Annotated in this window: 25 protein-coding genes and 1 pseudogene; 15 read left to right on the top strand and 11 right to left on the bottom strand. The window is 41.3% G+C overall.

The features are described from left to right. Nucleotides 1–26 precede the first annotated feature (26 nt). From EAE93_RS12005 to EAE93_RS12060, 13 genes and pseudogenes are all read left to right on the top strand, one after another. The gene (locus EAE93_RS12005; RefSeq protein ID WP_250151004.1) at nt 27–5,222 is read left to right on the top strand and encodes a DUF637 domain-containing protein; all 5,196 of its coding nucleotides are present in this window, start codon (nt 27–29) and stop codon (nt 5,220–5,222) included. Then, entirely contained in the window at nt 5,215–5,592 is a 378-nt protein-coding gene (locus tag EAE93_RS12010) for a hypothetical protein (RefSeq protein ID WP_036813719.1), read from the top strand. Before EAE93_RS12005 ends, EAE93_RS12010 begins: the two co-directional genes overlap by 8 nt. 220 nt (nt 5,593–5,812) lie before the next feature. After that, a pseudogene (locus EAE93_RS25310) lies at nt 5,813–6,142 on the top strand (VENN motif pre-toxin domain-containing protein); the annotation flags it as partial. Continuing rightward, the gene (locus EAE93_RS12015) at nt 6,105–6,398 is read left to right on the top strand and encodes a hypothetical protein (protein ID WP_235319498.1); all 294 of its coding nucleotides are present in this window, start codon (nt 6,105–6,107) and stop codon (nt 6,396–6,398) included. The pseudogene EAE93_RS25310 and the gene EAE93_RS12015, both read left to right, overlap by 38 nt. A 172-nt stretch (nt 6,399–6,570) precedes the next feature. Then, entirely contained in the window at nt 6,571–6,843 is a 273-nt protein-coding gene (locus EAE93_RS12020) for a hypothetical protein (RefSeq protein ID WP_214039750.1), read from the top strand. After that, nucleotides 6,840–7,184 carry a hypothetical protein gene (locus tag EAE93_RS12025; protein WP_036813713.1) on the top strand — a complete coding sequence of 115 codons (345 nt, stop codon included), beginning with the start codon at nt 6,840–6,842 and terminating at the stop codon, nt 7,182–7,184. The genes EAE93_RS12020 and EAE93_RS12025 overlap by 4 nt, the downstream gene beginning before the upstream one ends. A gap of 246 nt (nt 7,185–7,430) precedes the next feature. Beyond that, nucleotides 7,431–7,718 (top strand): hypothetical protein, encoded by a 288-nt coding sequence (locus tag EAE93_RS12030; protein WP_214039751.1) that lies wholly within the window; start codon nt 7,431–7,433, stop codon nt 7,716–7,718. Beyond that, complete coding sequence (locus EAE93_RS12035) at nt 7,708–8,235, top strand: macro domain-containing protein (RefSeq protein WP_214039752.1); 528 nt, start codon at nt 7,708–7,710, stop codon at nt 8,233–8,235. Before EAE93_RS12030 ends, EAE93_RS12035 begins: the two co-directional genes overlap by 11 nt. A gap of 80 nt (nt 8,236–8,315) precedes the next feature. Then, complete coding sequence (locus EAE93_RS12040; protein WP_214039753.1) at nt 8,316–8,648, top strand: CdiA family toxin C-terminal domain-containing protein; 333 nt, start codon at nt 8,316–8,318, stop codon at nt 8,646–8,648. Next, entirely contained in the window at nt 8,648–8,995 is a 348-nt protein-coding gene (cdiI, locus tag EAE93_RS12045; protein ID WP_214039754.1) for a ribonuclease toxin immunity protein CdiI, read from the top strand. The genes EAE93_RS12040 and cdiI overlap by 1 nt, the downstream gene beginning before the upstream one ends. A gap of 22 nt (nt 8,996–9,017) precedes the next feature. Next, complete coding sequence (locus EAE93_RS12050) at nt 9,018–9,542, top strand: hypothetical protein (protein WP_110086694.1); 525 nt, start codon at nt 9,018–9,020, stop codon at nt 9,540–9,542. Further along, nucleotides 9,532–9,732 (top strand): hypothetical protein, encoded by a 201-nt coding sequence (locus tag EAE93_RS12055; protein WP_036783417.1) that lies wholly within the window; start codon nt 9,532–9,534, stop codon nt 9,730–9,732. Before EAE93_RS12050 ends, EAE93_RS12055 begins: the two co-directional genes overlap by 11 nt. A gap of 310 nt (nt 9,733–10,042) precedes the next feature. Next, on the top strand, nt 10,043–10,450 hold the full coding sequence (locus tag EAE93_RS12060) for a hypothetical protein (protein ID WP_036813703.1): 408 nt from the start codon (nt 10,043–10,045) through the stop codon (nt 10,448–10,450). Between the two features lie 924 nt (nt 10,451–11,374). On the opposite strand, the gene EAE93_RS12065 is transcribed toward EAE93_RS12060, so the two are convergent. The 10 genes from EAE93_RS12065 to ompR form a co-directional block, all read right to left on the bottom strand. Further along, nucleotides 11,375–12,118, bottom strand: coding sequence for an amino acid ABC transporter permease (locus EAE93_RS12065; RefSeq protein WP_036813701.1), 744 nt, complete (start codon nt 12,116–12,118; stop codon nt 11,375–11,377). A gap of 1 nt (nt 12,119) precedes the next feature. After that, on the bottom strand, nt 12,120–12,857 hold the full coding sequence (locus tag EAE93_RS12070) for an amino acid ABC transporter permease (protein ID WP_036813699.1): 738 nt from the start codon (nt 12,855–12,857) through the stop codon (nt 12,120–12,122). Between the two features lie 79 nt (nt 12,858–12,936). Beyond that, entirely contained in the window at nt 12,937–13,773 is an 837-nt protein-coding gene (locus EAE93_RS12075) for an ABC transporter substrate-binding protein (protein WP_040153401.1), read from the bottom strand. A gap of 152 nt (nt 13,774–13,925) precedes the next feature. Further along, a complete protein-coding gene (gene phoU, locus EAE93_RS12080; protein ID WP_036813694.1) occupies nt 13,926–14,645 on the bottom strand; it encodes a phosphate signaling complex protein PhoU in 720 nt (239 codons plus the stop codon). 14 nt (nt 14,646–14,659) lie between these two features. After that, the gene (gene pstB, locus EAE93_RS12085; protein WP_036813691.1) at nt 14,660–15,436 is read right to left on the bottom strand and encodes a phosphate ABC transporter ATP-binding protein PstB; all 777 of its coding nucleotides are present in this window, start codon (nt 15,434–15,436) and stop codon (nt 14,660–14,662) included. Between the two features lie 26 nt (nt 15,437–15,462). Further along, entirely contained in the window at nt 15,463–16,347 is an 885-nt protein-coding gene (gene pstA / locus EAE93_RS12090) for a phosphate ABC transporter permease PstA (protein ID WP_036813688.1), read from the bottom strand. A 1-nt stretch (nt 16,348) separates the two neighbouring features. Continuing rightward, nucleotides 16,349–17,305 carry a phosphate ABC transporter permease PstC gene (gene pstC, locus EAE93_RS12095; protein WP_105397664.1) on the bottom strand — a complete coding sequence of 319 codons (957 nt, stop codon included), beginning with the start codon at nt 17,303–17,305 and terminating at the stop codon, nt 16,349–16,351. 148 nt (nt 17,306–17,453) lie between these two features. Next, a complete protein-coding gene (gene pstS, locus EAE93_RS12100) occupies nt 17,454–18,494 on the bottom strand; it encodes a phosphate ABC transporter substrate-binding protein PstS (RefSeq protein WP_214039755.1) in 1,041 nt (346 codons plus the stop codon). 216 nt (nt 18,495–18,710) lie between these two features. Then, nucleotides 18,711–20,042 (bottom strand): two-component system sensor histidine kinase EnvZ, encoded by a 1,332-nt coding sequence (gene envZ, locus EAE93_RS12105; protein WP_040153393.1) that lies wholly within the window; start codon nt 20,040–20,042, stop codon nt 18,711–18,713. Beyond that, a complete protein-coding gene (gene ompR, locus EAE93_RS12110; protein WP_036813676.1) occupies nt 20,039–20,758 on the bottom strand; it encodes an osmolarity response regulator transcription factor OmpR in 720 nt (239 codons plus the stop codon). Before ompR ends, envZ begins: the two co-directional genes overlap by 4 nt. A 922-nt stretch (nt 20,759–21,680) precedes the next feature. On the opposite strand from ompR, the gene greB reads away from it, so the two are divergent. Further along, nucleotides 21,681–22,154, top strand: a complete 474-nt coding sequence (gene greB, locus EAE93_RS12115; protein WP_036813674.1) for a transcription elongation factor GreB — start codon at nt 21,681–21,683, stop codon at nt 22,152–22,154. Nucleotides 22,155–22,468: 314 nt separating this feature from the next. Here the strand turns inward: greB and EAE93_RS12120 are convergent, their stop codons facing one another. Beyond that, nucleotides 22,469–22,633 carry a hypothetical protein gene (locus EAE93_RS12120; RefSeq protein WP_181147758.1) on the bottom strand — a complete coding sequence of 55 codons (165 nt, stop codon included), beginning with the start codon at nt 22,631–22,633 and terminating at the stop codon, nt 22,469–22,471. A 549-nt stretch (nt 22,634–23,182) separates the two neighbouring features. Between EAE93_RS12120 and EAE93_RS12125 the strand changes: the two genes are divergently transcribed. Then, on the top strand, nt 23,183–24,232 hold the full coding sequence (locus tag EAE93_RS12125; RefSeq protein WP_214039756.1) for a 3-oxoacyl-[acyl-carrier-protein] synthase III C-terminal domain-containing protein: 1,050 nt from the start codon (nt 23,183–23,185) through the stop codon (nt 24,230–24,232). Nucleotides 24,233–24,587: the final 355 nt, after the last annotated feature.

A 24,587-nucleotide genomic window follows, 5' to 3' on the forward strand; every position in this document is an offset into this window, starting at 1 on the left:
TTAAATTAAGAAAAAGGGAAAATGCGATGAATAAACGCAACAACTCGGTGGCGAGAGTCACGAGTTATCTTTTAATTTACCTTACCGCAATTCAGCCGCTACACCCGGCGATTGCCGCGGGAATAACACCGGACAATAACCATACTCAGGTACAAAACCAAGGCAATATCCCGGTTGTCAATATTGCCACGCCGAATAATGCGGGGATATCCCACAACACCTATAAAGAGTTCAATGTCGCCACTCAAGGCGCCGTTCTCAATAACGCCACGCAAGCGGCTAAATCACAACTGGCGGGGCAACTTAACGCTAACCCTAATCTGCATGGAAAAGCGGCGGAACTGATTATCAATGAAGTGACCGGCAACGGACGATCTAACCTGCAAGGCCAGTTGGAGATTTTCGGCAATAAAGCCAATGTGATGATTGCTAACCCTAATGGCATTACTTGTGATGGCTGTGGTTTTATTAATACTTCAAGCGCAACACTGACCACGGGTAAACCCCAATTTGATAAACAAGGTGCACTTGAAGCCCTGAAAGTAACAAAAGGCCAAATCATCATTGGTAGCAAAGGGTTAGATGGCAAAGCGACAGATTATGTCGATATTATCAGCCGGGCAACGGAATTAAATGGAAAAATTCAGGCCAATAACCTGTCTCTGACACAAGGCGCTAACCGAATCAGCTTAAAAGATGGCACAGTTAAACCTGTCGCTGGAGAAGGCACTAAACCACAATTAGCCATTGACACCAAAGCGTTAGGCGGCATGTACGCCAATAAAATCCGACTGGTTGCCACTGAAGATGGCATTGGCGTTAATCTGAAAGAGTTAACCAGTAATCAGCGTGATATTACTTTAAATGCCAATGGCAAAATTGAATTGGGAAATATTAACGCTAAAACAGACCTGAATATTGTTGGCAAAGAAACACATATTGCGCCCAATATTAAAGTACAAGCGGGACGGGATATTATCCTAGAAAATACCACACTGGATAATAAAGGCAGCGTGACTGCGGCCCGGGATATGAGAATATTTGGCGATACTGTGCGTAATAGCGGTAATAAAGCGTTACTACAAGCCAACAATAATATGTGGTTACAGAAGGACGCTCAAGGAAATAAAAGTAATCTGATTGAGAATAAGTCTGCGGCGATAAAGACGGTAAAGGGAGATTTAGTTATCAGGACCCAAAAACTTAATAATACACGCGATGTTTTTATTGTTAAAAATAATGAGTTAACGCCAGATTCAACAGATAAAAACCTGATTATTCATGAAACGGAAACCTGTGATTTTGGAGACCCGGTTATTCATGAGGCTGAATTAATCACTCCACTTCCTGATAAATGGTTTGGACGTGTTGATTTTGGCAGAGATAATACTACAGATGGGGGAATTCATATAAATCACGCCAGAAATGAAACCATCATTTCTGACAGCAAGCAACCTGGAGTGATAGCATCTGGAAAGAACATTTATATCAACAGTGATGAGCTATTGAATTTTGTCAGTAAGATTAGTGCCGGTAAAGATATTTTCTTGACAGGAATTAATTTTATTAATGAAAGCAAAATAACCGGCATGCTAAATAATTATATTGTATATACTGAGAAGGACACCAAAGGTAATGTATCTTCCCGTGGCGACGTATATATTAGAACATACTTTGACAGATCAGGAAACGTTAAAACATGGGAGGATAAAAGCAATATTATTGAACCAGCCAGTGTTGTTGCTGCCGGTAATCTTGTCGCTGATTTTAAAGATAATATTAATATTCGCACACCACTGCCATATGACATAAATGAAATGTCCCAAATCACTGTTGCAGGCGGTTATGATACATTATCTGCTAAAAATATTGTCTTAAACTCAGGTAAAATCAACAACAACAATATTATTAAAGCTAATAACGATATCACTATTTTAGCAACTGACGTTGTTACATTAAACACAGGGGAAGTTATTTCTGGTGGTGATGTATCTATGATCGCCGCTAATAACATTGATGTATTGCAGAGTAAAATCAAGGGAAAGAACATTACTGTTATCAGCCGTAATGCTGATTTGAAATTGCAAAGCAATGAGACTGCCGGATATTTCAACCATGACGGCAATCGAATAATCAGCAGCATTGCGGCAACAGGTGATTTATTGCTAAACGCAGGTAAAAATATTATTCTGCGGGATGTGCTTTTAACTAAAAGTAATAATATTACCTTGACGGCAAATAATGACATTACCATTGATAATAACAATGCAGTACTGTTATCACATAAACGAATTGGCAGTATTATCGCTTACATTAAAGAGCAGGAACTTTTTAATCACATGTTATCTAAAGTGGGTAAGCTGGATGCAAAAAGTTCTATTGTAATTAATGCCGGTGGAAATTTATCGGCTAAGAGTATTAGTTTCTCCGCAGAAAAAGACATCAGTTTAACTTCTGCAAAAAGTATTGATCTGGCTCCCCGTGAATTATCTCCTTCACTGAGTAAATTATTCCCTTCATCACGTTCAGGAGAATTAAGCAGCCGATTAACCGCAGGAAATAATATCAGTGTCATCAGCGGCACAGATATTAACGGAAAGGCGGTTCAGATACATGCAAACGATAACGCATTATTATCTTCTGGAAGGAATATCACACTCCTGCCCCTGCTTTACTCTGCAATTGCTTACAATGACGATGACAGACCTGAGCATTATGATGAACATAAAGATGACAGAAATTATGGCGCACAAATCCGTGGTACTAAAAAGCTGACAGTGGCTGCCAATGGAGCCATTACCATCGTGGGTTCAAAGCTACTTTCTGATGGTGATATAACGATTACCTCTGGTGGAGATATACGTTTTGAGTCGGCTCGTAATCACTTCTACAAAGATCGCGCTGATTATTTCAAAGATAACAGCATCACAGAAACTTATACTCAACAAAGTACTGAATTAACCAGTGGTGGTGTGTTAACCATCCTTTCAAACGGCAGTATTCTTTTTCAAGCCACTAAACTGGCGGCTAAAGGTGCAATGGATGTCTCGGCGAAAGGGGGTTATCTGTACGCACAGGCAATGGAAGAATCCAGCCATTATAAAAAAACAGAAACCAAACGTAGGTGGTATGGTAAAAAGAAAACCACCACACGCACCCGTCATGATGTCACCAACAAAGTCACTGAATTTACTGCTGGCGGTGATATCAATCTGTTAAGCCGGGATGACAGCACCTATGAAGCCAGTAAAATCGCCACCAATAAAAATGCCAAACTGACCAGTACTCACGGTAAAGTCAATTTTAAAGCGGTCAAAAACAGCACCTTTGAGCAGACTATTACCCATTCCAAAGGCTTTTATATCAAGCAGACGAATAAAGGCTATACCGAAAACAAATGGGTTCTTCCTGCTATTCATATCGGCGGAAGATTTACTGTGGAGGCGGCCAAAGGGGTTAGCGCGGATATCAAAGCCAAAAATGGTCAATCGTTACAGAATGCGGTGTCAGTATTCGGCAATACGCCGGAAACCGCCTGGCTGAAAGGACTCAACGAACGTAAAGACGTTCAATGGAATTTAGTTAAAGATGCCTATGACAGTTGGGATTATAAAAGCCAGCACCTGAATCCGGTGGTCTCTGCGGTTATCGCGATTGCAGTCGCCGCTGCGACAGCGGGAGCCGGATTAACGGTTTCGGTTGCCGGGTCAGCCGCAAGTACCGCGGGTTCAGCCGCGACGGCAGCGGGCGCTACTGCCAGCACTGCCGCCGCCATGAGCTCAGTCGCTTACGGCGCGACGGCTTCCGGCATGGCCGCACTCGCTTCTCAGGCAGCGGTAGCTTTGGTGGATAACCAAGGTGACTTATCCAAAACCTTAAAAGTGATGGGAAGCAGCAACACCGTTAAATCAACTATCACATCGATGGCGATTGGTGGCGCACTGGCGGGTTTTGATAACGTCATGGGATGGGATAAAGCCGCCAATGGCGCTCAAATTGACCCGGCAAAAGTGACATTGCCTAAACTGAGCAATGGCGACTGGAGCAAAGTGGCTCAACGGATCGCAGGTCAATCCATTATCAGTTCCAGCCTGGGTACAGCCATTAATGGCGGTAGTTTCAAGGACAACTTCACCACCGCATTACTTGCCAATATTGGCAACCAGATTAACGCCGAAGGAGCCGGATTGATTGGAAATAACGGTCAGGTGTTAGGTTTACCCGGAAAAGCTATCAGCCATGCGGCGGTTTCTGCCCTTGCTGCGGAAATTGGCGGCGGTGATGCCAAAGGGGCTGCTGCCGGGGCATTAGCGGCAGAACTGGCCGCGATAACATTGGATAAAACATTCAATGATCCAATGAAAATTCAGGCGGGCGGAAAAATCATCGGCAGCGTCGCAGGCGCCATTGCGACCAACAGCGCCAAAGGCGCTAACAGTGGGGCTAATGCCGGAGAAATTGTTATTCTCTTTAACCACCTGAACTCCATGAATGCCTACAATCTGGTCAGAGAGCTACAGGAAGCCAATAAGCAAGGAACGCCTACCGAAGCAATCTGGAACAAATACAACAAACTGAGCGCCGCGCAACGGGCAGAAATGTTGTCTGCCTGTGCCGGGAATGGTGGGTTATGCACACTGACCTATCAGGCCGAAATGGAAGGTGGAACAAAAACAGCGGATGCTATTAGTGGCTTAAGATGGATGTTTAACTTATCGGCTGAGGATGCCCATCGTATCAGCCAGTTTGTGACGACAGAAAACCAGAACGATTTAGGGCTGTTATATAACTCGCTGCCCGCTTGGGAAAAAGGTGCACTAATAGCCAAAGAGGCCGTAGAATCTGCCGGTATTGGTGGTGCTATCGGCGGTAAAGCTTCAGTTGCTTCGATTGTTGGGAAAAATAAACAGCCTTACCAACCAAACAAGGGGGCAGTTGGTAATATGGGAGAATTCTTGACTCAACCAGGGTTTGGGAATCAGATTAAAGACGGCACACTTAAAACCAGCAAGCGATATCAGGGGCAGAGTATTTATCAAGCTAAAACCAAAATGGGCGACAATATTAGTAAAGGTGACCAAATATATTTAGATGGGTCACACAAGAATCATTTAGAAGTATTTGATAGTAAAGATAAGTTCAAGTTCGTTCTTAACTTGGATGGTACTATAAACGATGATAAAACTCGTGCAGGAAAGGGAAGGAGGTTGAAAGTTGACTAGAATCAGTTCATTGAACGAATTAAAAGAAGCGTTAGTTAGACTGGCTCAAGTCTGTAATATTCCCCAACATGAATTATATGATGAAGGAAATGTAGATTACATACTCAATCTGGATGAGGAACTGAATCTCAGTCTCAATCGATTATTGGGTGATTTTTCTTTATTACAAAAAGCACTTGATCAGAAAGATATGATTGCTGTTCAAGCTGCTTTAAATCGAGCACGAGCTAACTCAATGGATCTAAGCAATTTTTTCGGGAATATATGTGAGGATATAGAAATGATCGGCTGGACAGATCGATATGATTGGCCGAAAATCCCCGAAGACTACAAGATCCCAGACCATTATAATTATCCTGAAAAGAAGTAATAACAATCACCCCAGCTAAAAAGCTGGGGTTCAGCTTATTAACAAGGTGCTGATTTTTAGTCGGTATTTTGTTCCAATAAGAGTTTGCCTCTATGTTAGAACTATCCAAATTTTTCCTCCGAAGAGGCTCTCTTAAGTAACTAATGGTGCTATCGGCGGTAAAGCTTCAGTTGCTTCGATTGTTGGGAAGAACCGTAATGTTGGCAACACAGTAGGTTCAAGCAAAACGAAAGAAACTCAGATATGGACAGAGACAAAGAAAAAAGAACCTGTAGCAAATGCTTATGGTCACTGGGATAAACATAAAAATGAATTCCCTGAATATCAAAATTCAAAACAATATGTCGAAGCCACCCATGACTTTATTAAAAATCCTCCAAAAGAAACTTTAATCAAAACCCGAGCTAATGGTGATACCTTGTATTACAATCCAAAAACAAATATTTTTGCAGTAAAAAATGTGGATGGCGTCCCGAAAACAATGTTTAAACCAAATCCAGTAGATCATGGATATGAAACAAATTTGGATTACTTCAATGCACAAAAATAATAGATTGTATGTATGCCGTGTGTGTGGCGCAGAACAGTTAGATCCTCCGTGGGGTGCAGATGGTGACTCACCAACATTTGATATCTGTGACTGCTGTGGTGTGGAGTTTGGCTACGAAGACGCTACTTTAGCAGCATTAAAGAATTACAGATCCAAATGGTTGGATAAAGGCGCAAAATGGAACTCTGAAAAATCCAAGCCAGAAGATTGGTCGCTAGAGGAGCAGATATCAAATATACCTAAAGAATATTTGTAAAATTTAAGAGCTTGCAAATGGATCTGTGTGCTCTCTTATCAATGGAATGATTATCCTCCCGTGTTAGCAATATGCTAACACGGGGAATTTATAGCCCATCATATCAGCCAGTCGGTTGATTATTAGGAAGAATAAACAACCTTATCAACCGAATCAGGGTGCTGTTGGTAATATGAATGAATTCCTAAAACAATCCGGTTTTGGGAGCCAGATTAAAGGAAATACTCAAAAAACTAGTAAAATGTATGATGGGCAAAGTATTTATTCTGCAAAAAGTGACATTGATAAATATATCAAAAAAGGCGACCAGATTTACTTAGATGGTGATCATAAGAATCATCTTGAAATTTTTGATAAAAGAGGAAATTTTAGAGTTGTGCTTAACTTGGATGGTTCAATTAATGATGCTAAAACGAAAGCTGCGGAAGGGAGAAAATTAAAATGATGAAAACTCTAAACAAACTTAGCTATTGTATTAATTTACTCTCACTTAGGAAAAATATCCAAGCTGAGTTAAATCTGAATTTTAATATTACCGAAAAATACAAGGAATATATTTATGATTTTAAACAGGCAGTGATGTTACTTAATAGAACTATTGAAGAAAATGATCAAATAGCTATTCAATGTGCGCTGACAAGAGTTCGGATTACATCATTGAATCTGTCTAATCTATATGCAGATATTATCGACGATGTTGTATCAATAAACAGTCAGAACTTGTGGCCTGAAATTCCAGAAGATTACAAAATACCTGATCATTATAACTATCCTCAAAACAAATAACTCATACCCCCAGCGACGGCTGGGGCTTATTTATCGGCCAATTACTACTTACTTATCAGAGAAAATTATTTAAAAAGAGGAGTGGGACAAAAACAGCGGATGCTATTAGTGGCTTAAGATGGATGGTTTAAAATGATTGGTCCTGATGCAAGTAAATCACAACAATCTTTACTGAATAAACAAAGCGGTCAACAACTACCTGAAATTAAGAATATTACCATTGTTGATATAAAATGAGGATATTAAATGAACATACATGACTTTGATAAAAATATAAAACCTCTTTTAAGAAATTATTCTTTTGAATATTCATTTTTTGCTGATGGTGAATTTGGTAATCTTGAGCGAATTGAATTTGAGGGCTGTGGAAAACTAGGGACTATTGATATATGGTCTAATGGCTGGCTAAGTATAGACATATATGATTGTATTTTAGATAAGCAGGTAATGAATGTCATATATTCACCAGAAGAAAAACAATCTTGCAAAACTGGAGTAGAGGTGTTTTTAAGGATATTACTAAATGAAAAATAAAGTAGAAATTATATTAGGTGACATAACAAAAGTTGCTGTTGATGCTATCATTAATGCAGCTAATACATCTTTACTTGGTGGTGGTGGAGTTGATGGAGCAATACATAGAGTAGGTGGAAAAATTATTTTAGAAGAATGTCAAAAAATTAGAGCTAAACAGGGTGGCTGCAAAGTTGGTGAAGCAGTGATTACAAGTGCGGGTAATTTGCCCGCTAAATACGTGATCCATACTGTAGGTCCACATTGGAATGGCGGTAATAATAATGAATTTTCATTATTAGAAAGATCTTATTTAAGTTGTTTTGAATTATCTAAGATCTACAATGCCAAAAGACTTTCTTTTCCCAATATTAGTACTGGAACCTATAAATTCCCTAAAGAGCTGGCGGCTAAAATTGCTTTAGACACAATTTCTTCATATTTAAACAAGGCTCCTCACATTTCTAAAATCAATATTATATGTTATGAGAAAGATAATTATGATATATATATGGATTTGATGAACAATAAGTCTTAAAAAAACAAATTTTAAATTTCTTGTCGTTCCCTTTCTAAAAAGGGATAAGTGGTACACATAATGCTGACGTATTTAATCAAATGACATCTGCTAATGGTGTAAAAATTATAGGAAAAACACCCGGTTCAATAGATGGTATTACTGAAATTTCATATCAAATCCCAGCCTATGACAGAGCTGGAAATGTTATTGGATATAAAGAAAAAGTCTTTACTAAAACAGTTTATGATCCAAAAATTTTCTCTGACCAGCAGATGTTGGCTCTTGGGCAACAAGCTGCAATAAATGGTTATAAATCTGCTATAACTTCTGGTGTTAGAGAATACACATCAACAGCGGGTGGCGTAAAGTTCCAAGTTTATTTGGATCAAAAAACAGGTACTGTGCTTAATTTCTTTCCGGTGACAAAGTAATGAACGAATATATTTTTAAAAAAATAGATTATGACAATGACCCCGAGTGGGTTGTGAAGGATTTCTTTAACTCACTGAATTTGAAAGATAAATTATTATGGACCCTCCCTTTTCTCTTAAATAAAACAGGATGTGGAGTAAATGAAACCTATTGCATCTTCCCAGACTTAACAGATCCAGATCCTGAATACCATTTTGAAGGGATAATGTTCGGTGTGTGGGAAGGCGAAGTTATCGTTCCTGAATCCATCGGCTTTGAATATATAAAACTAGCCTGTGAGAAATATCTTCAATTACATCCAGAAGATACAGAGCAAGTAAAATCCTTACTTGCTCAACTCCCTTAAACCAGAAAGATCCTAGCATTCAATGCTAGGATTTTTTTTAACCTTTGAACAATCATATGACCCGCTGCCAGCTTGGGAAAAAGATGCACTAATAGCCAAAGAGGCCGTAGAATCTGCCGGTATTGGTGGTGCTATCGGCGGTAAAGCTTCAGTTGCTTCGATTGTTGGAGGAAATAAATCAACTAACATAGGGAAAGAAAGTAATGTACGTATTAATAGTGAATCATCTGTAAGACCAAATAATCAGGTAACTATTCCTAAGTCACGAGTTGGACATATTTTCCGCAAAGCGGAAGGACACATTGCTGATACTCCTGAAAACAGAAAATTAATATTGGATGTTGCAAATGATAAAACGGCTATTTTAGGTGGTGATCGTTATGGTAACAGTTGGTCTGCACGCACGTTGCCGGATGGAACTCAAGCTTGGGTTCAAACTCGTGGGGATACAGTAATAAATGCTGGGATAAATAATCCACCTAAATCATATGACCCTCAAACAGGACTATCTTCACTAAAACCAAGAGGTAGTAAAAATGGACAATAAGATGATTACAATAGAACAAGCTTACAAAGCTATGTTTTATTTTTTGGAGCATGAATACGAATTAACGAAGTCAGATGATATCGGTTGTTTATTGGGATCAATGGATTGGACGATCTGGGATGATTCAATTGGCCCAGCAGACCCAGCTATGTGGGAAGATTGGCTAGCCGCAGTTAAACGGACTTTATAATAGATTAGATCCCGACCAGAGAGTCGGGCTCTTTCCCTTCTTTGAATCTAGTTGTTTTGCAGTCATTACGATTACGGAGGCTACAGTGATAGAGGGAAGTTACCGCCAGCACCGCCGCTACCATCGGTTCCATGACTTATGGCGCAAAGGCTTTAGCCTTAGTCGGAAAGAGGATAACGTCAAATGGATATAAGGTTCCCAATGGTTCTGAAAATGTAATTGCTAAAAGTAGGTTTAGCTCATCCAATAGTTCAGTCGCGCATCAATCTGGAACAAATACAACAAACTGAGCGCTGCGCAACGGGCAGAAATGTTGTCTCACTGTGCCGGGAATGGTGGGTTATGTACATTGACCTATCAGGCCGAAATGGAAGGTGGGACAAAAACAGCGGATGCCATCAGTGGTCTGAGATGGATGTTTGGCCTGTCAGAAGAAGATACCCACCATATCAGCCAGTTTGTGACGGCAGAAAATCAAAACGATTTAAGGCTGCTGTATAACTCGTTGCCCGCTTGGGAAAAAGGTGCACTGATAGCCAAAGAGGCGGTAGAATCTGCCAGTATTGGTGGTGCTATCGGCGGTAAGGCTTCGGTTGCTTCGATTGTTAGGAAGAATAAACAACCTTATCAGCCGAATAAGGGTGCTGTTGGTAATATGGTAGAGTTTTTTAAACAACAAAGATTCACTTTCTCTTTTTACTGGTTTTCCCTTTTTTAGCGATCGCAAGCTACTTTTTTCGATGATTAGCCAAAAAGCATACCCCTCATTAATGTCAGATTTTTAAAAGGTGAAGAGTGATTACTCCTCCTATTCACAGCTATGTTTAATGCATGTATCGGAGGTTATTACCTCAGTTAATGTCACATTTACCTAACCTACCACCACCATTTAAAAGCACAAATACAGAAATATTAAATTTTTTATTTAAGATTTAGATTTAGATTTAGATTTAGATTTAGATTTAGATTTAACTATAAGTGTGATTTTTTAAAATGACAGTTAATTGCATTTAATCGAACTCCATTAACCGTTAACAAAGAATTGAAAAGAAATCACAACAAAAATAATATCATCCACACAAATTGATGTTTAAACGCTCTCTGCGTTATTTTACGAAGCCAGCCATAAAAATAACATAATAAAAAACGGGAAAAACGGTTAATCTTGCATGATTTAAGCCCTGAAAAAAGGGAATTATCCGAAAAATAACAAAGTGGTGTCTTTATATCATCAAGCTATTTACCAGTTGATTTATAAAGATAAAAAGCGAGGCTATTTAAATGTAAAACACAATATTCCATGATGATTAAAATTAATAAAAATCAGATGTTAACAGTGGTAAAAACCCGGTTAAAACCTGATGCCGATTAAAACAAAAGGTTAAAATAATCGCTTTTCATAACAGTTCAAAACCTGACTACTATAAAACCATTAGTGAAAAATGAGAAAAAATTGACTTTATTAATTCTTTTTTATCCGTAAAAAGACGGATGAAAATGTGAATCAGATAATCAAACAATATATTTAAAAAAATGAGCCGACTTTAATAATGTTTTTAACCGGCGAATAAATTAACATTAACAATCTCCCTATCGTTAAAATAGGGAGATTATATCTTAGATAATTAAGTAAAGAGAAAAACTAACATTGGGGAGCCAACACTAATTTTTCTTTTCGCCAGAAACGGAAAAGAGATATTTTCCTACGTTGTAGAGTGAAGCGACGAACAAGATAGTTTGCTGTCAATTCCAGTGCCAAACACATCACGAAATAAATTAACGCGACAAATAAAAAGACTTCTGTCGGGTAAACCATGCTGCGGTTATTAACCTGAGTCGCCAGAAATGACAGTTCCGCCACGCCAACGATATAAGCCAGAGAGGTATCTTTTATCAGCGCAATCCACTGATTAATAAAGGAAGGTACCATCATACGCAACGCTTGTGGCAACACAATGTACCAAAGTACCTGCCAGCGATTGAAACCTAATGATAGCCCTGCTTGCCACTGACCGGCGCCAATCGCAATAATCCCCGCTTTCACCCCATGAGCCAAGTAAGCCGATGTGATCAACGCCAGAGCGCAAACCACTGTGGTAATTTCTGGAATTTCCATACCAAGCATCACCGGCAACAGGAAGTAAGTCCAGAAAATCAACATAATGACGGGAATTGCCCGGAAAAAGCCCAACACTGCCGCTAACAGGTTAACCCAGAAGCCTTTCAGCATTGCCAAAGCAATACCGGCAACCGTACCCAATACAATTGAAATCGCCCCAGCCATCAGGCTAATAACCACTGTCAACGCCGCCCCTTCAAGAGGACCATCAGGAAACGTACCTAACAGTAGATAGCGCCAGTTTTCTACAATGACTGAAAAATCCATTTTAATGTCCTCTCGCTATAGCTTGTTGTTGACGCCATTGCCCCCAGCCTTCCATGACGGCAATGGTGGCGATATATAGCACTGTCGCCACACCGAATGCTTCAAATGTTTTCAATGTTTCGGTTTCTACTTGACGCGAAGCATATGACAACTCAGCCACGCCAATTGCCATTGTCAGTGACGAGTTTTTCACAATGTTCATATATTGTCCCAGCAATGGCGGCGTTGCGATCTTCAACGCTTGCGGCAACACCACATAACGCATTGCCTGCCAGCCGGTAAGTCCCAATGCATGAGCTGCATACTTTTGCCCACGCCCTACCCCCTGAATACCAGCACGTAGCTCCTCCGCTACAAATGGTGCTGAATAGAGGGTTAAGCCAATAAATCCAGCCAGGAATTCGAATGAAGGCCAGACCAATGATAGACCTAACAAATTAATTTCATGAGGCGTGTTCAGCCAAAGCATCACCTCTTGCGGCAGTATTTGCCCTGAGGCGAAATACCAGAAAAACAGTTGCACCAGCAAAGGCGTATTGCGAAATAGCGTGGTGTAAGCAGTTACCGACCAACGGAGAATTTTCAGTTGGCTATCACGGGCAGCAGCCAGTGCAAACCCTAGCAAGGTGGAAGCTACAACGGTACAAGCGGATATCCACAGCGTAATCAGGAAACCTTGCCAAAGCCACCCCAAGTATTGGGGAGCAAGCAACTGTTCTGTAACAAATAACTCAAACATATCTTACGATTACCAGGTATTACCAATGACAAAGCCCCGCAACAACAGGCGAGGCTAGTTACCAAGGGTTTATCACTTATTAGGACTCTGTTTGCTGCTCCAACGGCGCAAACTTAAAGTCACCTCGCGGTTGGGCGGACTTAGTTTCCGGGCCAAACCAACGGTTATAAATTTCCGCGGCTTCACCCTCTTTTTCCAGTTTCAGCAAAGTTTGATTCACCGCCTCAACCAAGCGCTCTTGTCCTTTCGCCGCAGCCACTGCCTGATATTCACGGGTGATGCTAAAAGGAGAGATCTCAAACTCGGCTTTCTGGGCTTCCGGTACATTAGCCAGCAGACCGACTAACTTAGCATCATCCTGCGTGATGGCTTGCACATTGCCGTTACGTAGCGCAGCAAAGGCCAGAGGCGTGTCGTCATACGAGATCACTTTGGCTGTCGGATAATGCTCGCGCAGTGTAATCTCCTGTACTGTTCCTTTATCAGCGCCGATACGTAAGTTTTTGATGTCTTCGGGCGATTTTAAAACACCTTTACGGGCAATAAATTTTTGCCCGGTGGCAAAATAAGGGATTGAAAAATCAACTTGTTTAGCACGTTCATTAGTGACGGTAAAGTTGGCGGCAATCAAGTCAACTTTCTTTGATGCCAACAGAGGTAAACGGTTTGCCGGGTTAGTCGGACGCAGCTCTAATTTAACACCCAGATCATTGGCAATCGCGTTTGCGATATCCACATCATAACCCGCCAGTTTTTTGGTCTGCGGATCAATAAAACCAAACGGCGGGTTACTGTCGAAAACAGCGATCCGCACTGTGCCGGCTTTTTTAATATCATCCAGTTTATCCGCTTTCGCGGCACCGGTAACCAGTGCTAACCCAGCCAATAACGTCGTAATAAGAATACGAGATTTCATTAAACACCCCTGACGGTAATTAATTCTTTATTAATCATCACAAGCTATCAATTTCACTATAGTGCATGAAATAATATAAATAACTATATTTATAACTATTAAGAATTATTAGACAAAAAAATGCTGGCAATAATACCAGCATTGTCAGCAAGTTACTCGTTATCTTTCGTCAACAGCTTTTCCAGTTCATCACCACCTACATGCCGGAAATCCTGCCCTTTAACATAGTAGAAAATGAATTCACAAATGTTCTGACAACGATCGCCAATCCGTTCGATAGAACGGGCACAAAGCAGGACGGTCAGTACACTTGGGATGGTTCGGGGATCTTCCATCATATAAGTCATAAGCTGGCGGACAACACCTTCATACTCTTTATCCACCTTTTTATCTTCGTGATAGATCCGAATCGCTTCTTCCACATCCATGCGGGCAAAAGCATCTAAAACATCGTGCAGCATCTGGATGGTGTGGCAGCCAAGGGATTCCAAGCTAACCAACAGGGGTTGATGCTGATGTGAGAATTTCTCAAGTGCCGTCTGGCAAATTTTATTCGCCACATCACCGATTCTTTCCAACTCAGCAATGGTTTTCGAAATTGACATAATCAGCCTTAGATCACTGGCCGTCGGCTGGCGCTTAGCAATGATGCGAACACACGCTTCATCAATCGCCACTTCCATCATATTGACCTTATGGTCATCCTCAATCACTTCACGCGCCAATGCGGCATCCTGATTGTGCATCGCGGTAATCGCTTTGGTGAGTTGCTCCTCCACCAGTCCACCCATTGCCATCAGTTCGGTACGGATATGTGCCAGTTCAGCGTTAAACTGACCAGAAATATGTTTATTGAGATTCAGATTGTCCATGCTACGCCCCGTAATCAACCATAACGACCGGTAATATAGTCTTCCGTTTGTTTCATTTTTGGTGTGGTAAACAATGTGTCTGTATCACTAAATTCAATTAATTCACCAAGGTACATAAACGCAGTGTGGTCTGAACAACGCGCGGCCTGTTGCATATTATGCGTCACAATCACCACGGTATATTCAGATTTCAATTCGCTGATCAACTCTTCAATACGACCGGTAGAAATCGGGTCGAGGGCTGAGCAAGGTTCATCCAACAGTAAAACTTCTGGACGAATCGCAATGCCACGCGCAATGCACAAACGTTGCTGTTGCCCGCCAGATAGACTGTATCCGCTTTGATATAGCTTATCCCGGGTTTCATTCCATAATGCCGCTTTCGTCAAAGCCCATTGAACACGTTCATCCATTTCCGCTCTGGAGAGTTTTTCAAATAGACGGACACCAAACGCGATATTGTCGTAAATAGACATCGGAAATGGCGTTGGTTTCTGGAATACCATGCCAACTTTGGCTCGTAGCAGCGCCACGTCCTGTTTATCAGTCAGGATATTATTGCCATCCAGCAAAATTTCACCTTCCGCCCGCTGTTCACCATACAGTTCATACATTTTGTTGAACGTCCGTAACAACGTAGACTTACCGCAACCCGACGGGCCGATAAAAGCGGTCACTTTATTCTTTGCAATATTCAACGTTATGTTTTTCAGCGCGTGAAATTTGCCATAGTAAAAGTTCAGATTGTGGACCTGAATTTTGCTGCTAGCGATATCATTAACTATGCTCATTTACTTCTCTCTGTTGAAAATATCAGTCAGTGCTTTTTCTTGGCAAACAGCACACGCGCCACAATGTTAATCAGCAATACACACAGGGTGATCAATAATACGCCCGCCCACGCCAGTTGCTGCCATTCGGAGAATGGACTCATGGCAAATTTAAAGATGGTGACCGGTAAGTTCGCAATTGGCTGGCTTAGATCGGTACTCCAGAATTGATTGGAAAGGGAGGTGAACAGCAATGGCGCCGTCTCTCCGGCAATTCGGGCAATAGCCAGCAGTACACCGGTGATAATGCCGGATACCGACGCTTTCAACGTAATGGCTGAAATCATCTTCCACTTCGGTGTACCTAAGGCATAAGCGGCTTCGCGCAGGCTATCAGGAACCAGTTTTAACATGTTTTCCGTGGTTCTGATCACAATCGGCACCTGTAACAACGCCAAAGCAATCACCCCCGCCCAACCGGAAAAGTGCTGCATTTTCGTTACAACGACAGTGTAAACGAATAAACCGACGACAATAGAAGGGGCTGACAGCAAAATATCGTTTATAAAGCGGATCACCTCTGCCAGCCATGAGCGGCGACCATATTCCGCCAAATAGATACCCGCCATGATCCCCAGAGGCGTACCGATAACCGTCGCCCACAGGATCAATAATCCACTGCCGACAATGGCATTTGCCAAGCCGCCGCCTTCCGTATTCGGTGGTGGCGTCATTTCGGTGAATAACGCCAATGACATGCCGTCGAAACCTTTGGTGACGGTCGAAAACAGAATCCACACCAGCCAGAACAGGCCAAACAGCATGGTCGCCATTGATAACAGTAGCGCGAAGCGATTTTTTTGACGACGCCATGCCTGTTTACGGCTACGTACATCTACATCAGTAGGCTTTTGTCTATCTATGGTTGCCATATCAGCGCCCCTCATTCTTCGCCAGACGCATAATCATCAATTTCGACAGCGCCAGCACAATGAAGGTGATTACAAATAGAATCAGACCGAGTTCCATCAATGCTGCGGTATGCAAACCAGACTCTGCTTCCGCGAATTCGTTCGCCAGCGCAGAAGTGATGCTGTTACCGGGCATAAACAGTGAAAAACTGTCGAGCTGGTAGGTATTACCGATGATAAAAGTCACCGCCATCGTTTCCCCCAACGCACGACCAAGGCCCAACATGACACCGCCAATTACCCCATTTCGGGTGTAAGGCAACACGATGTGCCAGATCACTTCCCAAGTCGTACAACCGATACCATAAGCGGATTCTTTCATCATCACCGGCGTTTGTTCGAAAACATCACGCATAACCGAGGCGATATAAGGAATAATCATGATAGCGAGAATGACGCCTGCGGCCAGAATACCGATACCAAAGGCAGGGCCGGAGAATAATTCCCCCACAATCGGCATACTGCCGAGGAGATTGCCGACAGGCTGCTGGAAATAGGCGGCAAATAGCGGCGCAAAAACAAACAACCCCCACATGCCATACACAATACTTGGGATGGCGGCCAGTAACTCAATGGCAATACCGAGCGGACGTTTCAGCCAGTTAGGCGCCAGTTCCGTTAGGAACAGAGCAATCCCAAAACTGACAGGCACGGCGATAATCAACGCAATCAGCGAAGTCACCAACGTACCGTAAATCGGTATTAAGGCGCCAAATTGCTCTGCCGGGGCATCCCACGCTTTCTGCCAGAGGAAAGAGATGCCAAACTGCTGAATACTAGGCCAGGAGGCAATAATCAGCGAGATAATGATGCCTCCTAACAAAAATAAAGTTATCAGCGCAGCTAGCCTAACCAGTGCGCCGAAAATAATATCGCCATTTTTACTGGGTGCTTTCATTGCCGTTTTTTGTTCGGCCATAGAGCTTATTCTCATTCGGGGTTAACTCCCTCCTTAAATGGAGGGAGAAATTAAAACGACAAATTTAATCGATATTTAAAACGATCGATCTTTAAAGCGATCGATATTCAAAACAATCGACAGTTAAAACAATCACTATCAACACGACTTAATACAGGGCTTTACCATTGCTATCTTTTATCTGGGTTTTCCAAGCGGCGCGAACTTGCTCAATCACCTCTTTGGGCAGAGTGGCATAATCCAGATCCTTTGCCTGTTTACTGCCTTTCTCATAAGCCCAATCAAAGAATTTCAATACTTCCGCCCCTTTCACTGCATCTTTTTGCTGTTTATGAACCAGAACAAATGTGGTGGAAGTCATCGGCCACGCATTTTCACCTTGTTGGTTTGTTAAATCCTGAGCAAAGGTTTTATGCCATTCCGCTTTCTTCGCTGCGGCACTGAAACTCTCTTCTGTCGGGCTAACCACGTTACCGTTAGCAGATACCAGTTTGGTATAAGCCAAATGATTCTGTTTCGCGTAAGCATATTCAACATAACCAATGGAACCCGTCAGACGCTGAACAAATGCGGCAACCCCATCATTACCTTTACCGCCTAAACCAATAGGCCAGCTTACGGTGGAACTGGCGCCAACTTTTTCTTGCCACTCTTTATTCACTTTAGAGAGGTAGCTAGTAAATACAAAGGAGGTACCGGAACCGTCAGCACGACGTATCACAGCAATATCTTGCTCCGGAAGTTTGACTCCCGGATTTAATTGCGTAATTGCTGGATCATTCCACTTTCTCACTCTACCTAAATAAATATCAGCCACCGTTTTACCATCCAGTGTCAATTCACCGGCTTTAATCCCTGGGATATTGACCGCCAGTACCACCCCACCGATGACTGTCGGGAACTGAAACAGACCATCAGCAGCTAACTTTTCATCGGATAAAGGGGCATCGGAAGCACCGAAATCAACGGTGTTTGCCAGAATTTGTTTTACACCGCCGGAAGAACCAATGCCTTGATAATTGACTTTATTACCTGTCTCTTTTTGATAAGAATCCGCCCACTTGGCATACACCGGCGCAGGAAATGTCGCACCTGCCCCGGTTAAGCTAGTGGCAGCAAATACAGACAAGGTTGTCAAAGAAAACGTCGCTGCCATTATGCCGGCTACGGTGGTACGCATCAGTTTCATAATCCCTCCTAATGGGATATTGAGAATCAACAAAGAAATCTATTCGTCAAATTCAAAATAAGGTGCAGGAGGGAAAATAGATTAATTTAATTACAGCAAAATGTCTCAATTATGACATTTTTATGACAGCGCAATGGTCGCTTAACCTGAGACTGACATAAAACTGTCATCTCCACACACCGTTAAAATCGAATATAGGAGATGATTATCAAGCCGTTAAAAATTATCTTCCACGACAGGAATACAGACACGGATAGATAATCCCCCTCTAGGGCTGGCGCCCATTTCAATTTTTCCATCATGAGCATCAATAATTCGCTGAACAATCGCCAGACCTAACCCTGTTCCACTGCTGCTGCGCGCTCTTTCGCCGCGAACGAATGGCTGAAATAACCGTGGCAAATCTTCCTGCTTAATGCCGGCTCCATTATCTTCTACCTGAAACCAGGCAAATTTATTTGTCTGACCACTACTCACTTTAATCCAGCCGTTACCATAACGATTGGCATTAACCAACATATTAGCCAACGCTCGTTTAATAGAAATCGGATTGGCGTTAACGGTTATTGGGTTAAGAGAGAGATGGTTTTCAATATCTTGCTCATAGCCATTCTCTGCGGAAATAACCTCTTTGAGAATAGCGTTCAGTTCGCAGAACTCCATTGGCATCTCTTGCCCGGTACGGAGATAATCAATGAATTGCTCAATAATCGCGTTACACTCTTCAATATCTTTATTGATCGATTCAGACAGATAAGCATCTTCCTTGCTCATCATTTCTGTTGCCAGTCGAATACGTGTCAGCGGAGTACGCAAATCATGGCTTACGCCAGCAATTAATATCGTACGGTCACTTTCCAATAACTTTATCCCGGCGGACATTTGGTTAAATGAGCGAATGGCTGCTCGAACTTCCAGAGAACCCGCTTCCCGCACCGACGGCATCATAATACCTTTACCTGTTTGCCTGGCCGCATACTCCATTTCCAGTAAAGGCCGATTCTGAAAACGGATATAAAGCCAGATACAACCAAATATCAGTAATAGAATTGCCAGTGTATAGCGGAAAATAGGCGAGAATTGATTTTGTTCGATCTCAGTCAGAGGAACTCTGACCCAAATATCGGGGGCCAGATAGGAATTAAGCCAAAGTATAGGGCTATCTGTGTTTATTTCCAGACGAAGATCAGCCTTGCCGCCAAGGTACTCGCCCATCTTCTCACTCAAGAAATCATAACGTCTGGCCCAACGTAAACCTTGTATCTCCGCGTCAGATTCAGAATAGAGCGTAATACCCAATTCTTGATAAATCTCCCGGCGAACTACCGGCGATATCACCAGAAAAGAGCCATCTTCCAGCTTCAACTTCTCAGCCATTAGGGTACGGACTTCATACGCTAATACCTTATTGAATTGCTGCAAGCTTGGCATGATAACGAAATTCACAACAACCAAGTAGCTGGTTACCAGACTGATAAACAGCATAGCCATAATCAGGAATAAAATATGGGTAAACGTGCTGCGAGGGGAAAATCGCAATAATCTCATACACGAATTCCGTCAGGCACAAAGACATAACCCAGACCCCAGATAGTCTGGATATAACGAGGATGTGTAGGATCTTCTTCAATCACACGGCGCAGACGTGAAACCAAGACATCAATAGATCGCTTCATCGTGCTATATTCCCGACCATGAGCTAAACTCATCAGCTTATTACGGGACAGTGGCACGCCAGGATAAGAAACCAGTACTTTCAATACGGCAAATTCCCCACTGGTTAATTGAATATGTTCATCTCCCTGAAACATCTCCCGCGTACTCAAATTGAGGCTAAACTTGCCAAAATTAATAATCGCATCATCCTCAACCGGCAGACCCAATAACTTATTCGCCTGACGACGCAATACCGCCCGGATACGCGCCAATAACTCACGAGGATTAAATGGCTTCGGAATATAATCATCAGCGCCAATTTCCAACCCAACAATACGATCTACCTCTTCTCCCCTCGCCGTCACCATAATAATCGGTACCGGATTACTTTGGTTTCTCAGCCTTTGACAAACAGAAAGCCCATCCTCTCCTGGTAACATTAAATCCAATACGATTAAGCTAACAGATTCCCGTGTTAGTAAACGGTCCATCTGCTCCGCATTAGCGGCACTACGTACCTGAAAACCTTGTTCTGTTAGATAACGCTCTAATAACGTTCGTAAACGCATGTCATCATCCACCACAAGGATCTTGTTATCTACTTGCATTATCAAACTCCAAAAAACACTACATGCTTTGATAAATTTATCATTTTGAAAGAGATTAACCCAAAGATAGAAACCAGATATCTGTATTTTGAGACTATTCCTAATAGGACTTATTTCCACTGTTATTAATTATAATGATTAATTTAGTGGTTTATTACTGACAACGAGAACAAAGTAATTCACTGTCAACTATCGAATTTCTACCGCTATTTCGCCATCCGCCAACCTATCAATTAGCGCCCTGGCGACCGGCAAATTGATAGAAATCCATTTATTAGTTGGATTAAATTCATCAGGCAGACTAAACGAAAATTGCCTTTTGCTGCATATTACCTTCTTACCACCGCCACGGTTTTCGGCTATTCCTTACTAACGAGGATCTGGATCGATCATGTTCAGCTCACCAACGTTTGGGCAAGAAACCACTCAGCGGTCGATTTTTCGTCACCTTTCGTTACTATAGTAAACAATTTCGCTTGTTTTTTCTCCACTTAAACCTTAATAGCCTGTCCCATCACCAACAAGATTCACAGCATACATACTATTCAGTACACAGAACCATAAATTATATGATGAACGTTATAAATATTAGAGCCAAATATCATAATGAGTGGACAGGTAAAGCAATCTTGTTACCGATAATGCTAACTCGAAACCGTCTGTTAACCGCTTATCTCTCGTTTTAAACCCGTACTCATCGCAGTGGGAGCCTGTCATATTTGCTGCCATGTAGCCGATAATCCATCAACAGTGATAAATTTATTCAACCAACGACTAGCTGAATGTAACTAATACGTTAATCTTGCAAAACAGCCGGGATTTATTGATTAACGACTAAAAACCGAGTCTTAATTTGACATCTACCAAAATGGGCTGTTTTATACATTTATGAGGTTAACTACGGTATCTACATCAACATAAAATGAAGACTAAACTGATAACCCGCGAAGGCTACAACAAATTAAAGGAAGAATTGGATTATCTCTGGCGTGAAGAGCGCCCAGAAGTGACTAAAAAAGTCACTTGGGCAGCAAGCCTCGGTGACCGGAGTGAAAACGCAGATTATCAATATAACAAGAAGAGGCTACGGGAGATTGATCGCAGAGTCCGATATCTAACCAAGAGCCTGGAAGAGTTGCGGTGTGTTGATTATTCCCCCCAACAAGATGGGCGAGTATTCTTTGGCGCATGGGTCGAGATCGAAAATGATCAAGGCGAGATTAAACGCTTCCGTATTGTTGGGTACGACGAAATTTTTGGTCGCAAAGACTACATATCAATCGATTCTCCAATGGCCCGAGCTTTATTGAAGAAAGAAGTTGGAGACAGTGCAATCGTTCAGACACCAACTGGAAAAGTATTGTGGTATGTGAACGAGATCGAATACATGAAATAGCCGGTATACTCTTTCGACATGACGTCGTTAGCGCTATATATCGAAGAATAACAACATATCGAAGAATAACAACTGAATGAATCGCACGCTAACGATTCATTCACTCTGCGAAGCGGAATTTAATACAGGAGACCAGAATTAAATGAACGTGAAATAGTACTATTGTTTTATTCTTATGTTTTACTCTTAGCATCACGACCAAGATAATCAATTATATCGCCACATATTTTATGATTATAAAAATCAGTGTAAAAACGACGCCTAATTAGAAGACATTTAAATAAAGTCAGAAATATATACGCAGGCCATTGAACTCACCTGGAAACTGGCAACTTTCCGCTTTTAAGAAAATACTGGAAATTCTTATCACCCTGTTCTGCTGCACGTTTCACATCAAAAGCAGCCGTTTTACGTGGGGATTTCTTACGCTTAACGTCGGTTTCTAGTTGTATTGCAGTGTGTGGCAACTGAGCTAACATCGAAACCTCCTTGAGAACAACGATAGTGAATGATTGGCTAATCATACGCCAATTCAGGCTGGTATTTCAGTACCGTGAAATACCAACAAACGTGCTGATTAGCACTTATAGCTGACAACAAAAGTGTATTCCCTCGTTGGATCAGAATGAAAAACATTTTCTTGCCGACGTGTCACATGCCATGCTGCAATGGGTAAAATTGATTATATTTAATTAATAAAAATATAATCACTGATATAAACAAAACAGCACAGTAATAAATGTATTTTAAAGTTTACAAAAATCCAAAATGTAAGGATGAAAAATAGTATCGATACCTTGAATCAGATATAAATTATGATAGAAATATAAATCATCAAGTTATTTCAATGGAGAAAATTAACATTATAAAAAACTCACTGATACGTGAATATTTTATTTAGGCTTTCTGAAAATAGAGTGTCTAATTTTTTAAATAAAAATCTGTGCAAGTAGAAATTAAATTCAATGTAATTATTAAGACACCATAAAAATAGAATATTAAAAATATTTATCCAGAGGAATGTGTAAATGAAAATAGCAGGTATATCAGGATTACTTCCGTCACGACTGGTTACAAATCAGGAAGTTATCGATTTAATTGATCAATACTCAAGAAATACCTTCCAGGGAAATTTACCTAAAACCTTACAGACGATCAGAAAGTTACTCGATACAAGCGGTATAAAAACCCGGCATTGGCTAAACAAGGGTGAAAAGCCTATGCAACTGATGGAAGCGGCGTTTGATCGCGCTTTAGCGCAAGCTAATATAAGCAAAGCCGAAATTGATCTCTTACTCTATCCCAATGTCACTCGTGGTTTCACCGAACCAGCCAACAGTACTTTTATTGCAAAGGCTCTAGGATTAAATTGCAGGAATTACGACGTTTCAGACGCCTGTAATGGTTGGGTGACGGCGATGGACATTATCAATAGTAAAATGAAAGCAGGTGAAATACGCCATGCCGCTATCGTTAACATGGAATTTGGTATGTCCGATGGAGGACCTCTCTTTCCAAAGAACTTCTCTTTGTCTTCTCCATCGGAACTGGCTTACAAATTTGCAAGTTTTACCATAGGAGAAGCCACAGCCGTCACCATACTGAGTAATGAATCACCTGATAATTTCAAGTTTTCTTATATCAACAGGCCAGATTTAAGCGACTTGTCGACCATCTCCTTACCGGGCTGGGAACTGTTTTGTAACGATTCTGATGTCAAACGCATTTCACCGCTTGGTGGACAATATCTATTTAATTCATATGCAGCCTTGCTAAATGAATATGGTTGGGAAGATGCAATCGGGGTATTTAATCAGCACAATGTTTCCAGCAACGATATTCACAAAATCTTTATTCATACAGGTTCACCTAAAATGTGGCATAAGCTTGGACATTCAATCGGGGTTGATAATAAGATGCATCACGTTGGACATAAAACAGGTAACATTATTACTACATCTATTCCTTTTGGAATCATTGATGCTGTTCATAAAGGCATACTGGAGAAAGACCAATTCTGCATGGGATGGGCCGGAAGTGGTGGAATGGTTTTCGCTGCAATGTCGTTTAAATTTTAGGACATATTTTTACCAAGCCAGCTAAAACGAGTCGAATTGTGCACAAAATTAGGAATATATTCCTGGAGCCATTATATGGCTGACTAAGCTGGAGTCGATGTTCGCCTAAATAATTCAATAAGGCTGGAAGATTAAATAATCTTCCAGCCTTAATTAACAAAACAATAAAATCACTTTAAAATAAGATTCATTTAGTTGGTTATAAATATCTAAGTAGGTCAGAACAATTCCATTAAATAAATTCTTTAGGTAATCTCTCTATTTTTAACGAAAGTCGAAAGTAGATTTATCATTCATTAGCTTACTGACTTCATGGGCAACACTATGAAGCTCAGATTTTTCCTACTTTAGCCGT

This window comes from Photorhabdus akhurstii (genome assembly GCF_018448925.1).
Classification (GTDB): Bacteria; Pseudomonadota; Gammaproteobacteria; order Enterobacterales; family Enterobacteriaceae; genus Photorhabdus; species Photorhabdus akhurstii.

Bases quoted from the DNA above. Each gene is read 5' to 3' on its own strand.
- EAE93_RS12005 (WP_250151004.1), top strand. From the start codon at position 27: ATGAATAAACGCAACAACTCGGTGGCGAGAGTCACGAGTTATCTTTTA.
- EAE93_RS12015 (WP_235319498.1), top strand. From the start codon at position 6,105: ATGAAACAAATTTGGATTACTTCAATGCACAAAAATAATAGATTGTAT.
- EAE93_RS12020 (WP_214039750.1), top strand. From the start codon at position 6,571: ATGAATGAATTCCTAAAACAATCCGGTTTTGGGAGCCAGATTAAAGGA.
- EAE93_RS12025 (WP_036813713.1), top strand. From the start codon at position 6,840: ATGATGAAAACTCTAAACAAACTTAGCTATTGTATTAATTTACTCTCA.
- EAE93_RS12030 (WP_214039751.1), top strand. From the start codon at position 7,431: ATGAACATACATGACTTTGATAAAAATATAAAACCTCTTTTAAGAAAT.
- EAE93_RS12035 (WP_214039752.1), top strand. From the start codon at position 7,708: ATGAAAAATAAAGTAGAAATTATATTAGGTGACATAACAAAAGTTGCT.
- EAE93_RS12040 (WP_214039753.1), top strand. From the start codon at position 8,316: ATGACATCTGCTAATGGTGTAAAAATTATAGGAAAAACACCCGGTTCA.
- cdiI (WP_214039754.1), top strand. From the start codon at position 8,648: ATGAACGAATATATTTTTAAAAAAATAGATTATGACAATGACCCCGAG.
- EAE93_RS12050 (WP_110086694.1), top strand. From the start codon at position 9,018: ATGCTAGGATTTTTTTTAACCTTTGAACAATCATATGACCCGCTGCCA.
- EAE93_RS12055 (WP_036783417.1), top strand. From the start codon at position 9,532: ATGGACAATAAGATGATTACAATAGAACAAGCTTACAAAGCTATGTTT.
- EAE93_RS12060 (WP_036813703.1), top strand. From the start codon at position 10,043: ATGTTGTCTCACTGTGCCGGGAATGGTGGGTTATGTACATTGACCTAT.
- EAE93_RS12065 (WP_036813701.1), bottom strand. From the start codon at position 12,118: ATGGATTTTTCAGTCATTGTAGAAAACTGGCGCTATCTACTGTTAGGT.
- EAE93_RS12070 (WP_036813699.1), bottom strand. From the start codon at position 12,857: ATGTTTGAGTTATTTGTTACAGAACAGTTGCTTGCTCCCCAATACTTG.
- EAE93_RS12075 (WP_040153401.1), bottom strand. From the start codon at position 13,773: ATGAAATCTCGTATTCTTATTACGACGTTATTGGCTGGGTTAGCACTG.
- phoU (WP_036813694.1), bottom strand. From the start codon at position 14,645: ATGGACAATCTGAATCTCAATAAACATATTTCTGGTCAGTTTAACGCT.
- pstB (WP_036813691.1), bottom strand. From the start codon at position 15,436: ATGAGCATAGTTAATGATATCGCTAGCAGCAAAATTCAGGTCCACAAT.
- pstA (WP_036813688.1), bottom strand. From the start codon at position 16,347: ATGGCAACCATAGATAGACAAAAGCCTACTGATGTAGATGTACGTAGC.
- pstC (WP_105397664.1), bottom strand. From the start codon at position 17,305: ATGGCCGAACAAAAAACGGCAATGAAAGCACCCAGTAAAAATGGCGAT.
- pstS (WP_214039755.1), bottom strand. From the start codon at position 18,494: ATGAAACTGATGCGTACCACCGTAGCCGGCATAATGGCAGCGACGTTT.
- envZ (WP_040153393.1), bottom strand. From the start codon at position 20,042: ATGAGATTATTGCGATTTTCCCCTCGCAGCACGTTTACCCATATTTTA.
- ompR (WP_036813676.1), bottom strand. From the start codon at position 20,758: ATGCAAGTAGATAACAAGATCCTTGTGGTGGATGATGACATGCGTTTA.
- greB (WP_036813674.1), top strand. From the start codon at position 21,681: ATGAAGACTAAACTGATAACCCGCGAAGGCTACAACAAATTAAAGGAA.
- EAE93_RS12120 (WP_181147758.1), bottom strand. From the start codon at position 22,633: ATGTTAGCTCAGTTGCCACACACTGCAATACAACTAGAAACCGACGTT.
- EAE93_RS12125 (WP_214039756.1), top strand. From the start codon at position 23,183: ATGAAAATAGCAGGTATATCAGGATTACTTCCGTCACGACTGGTTACA.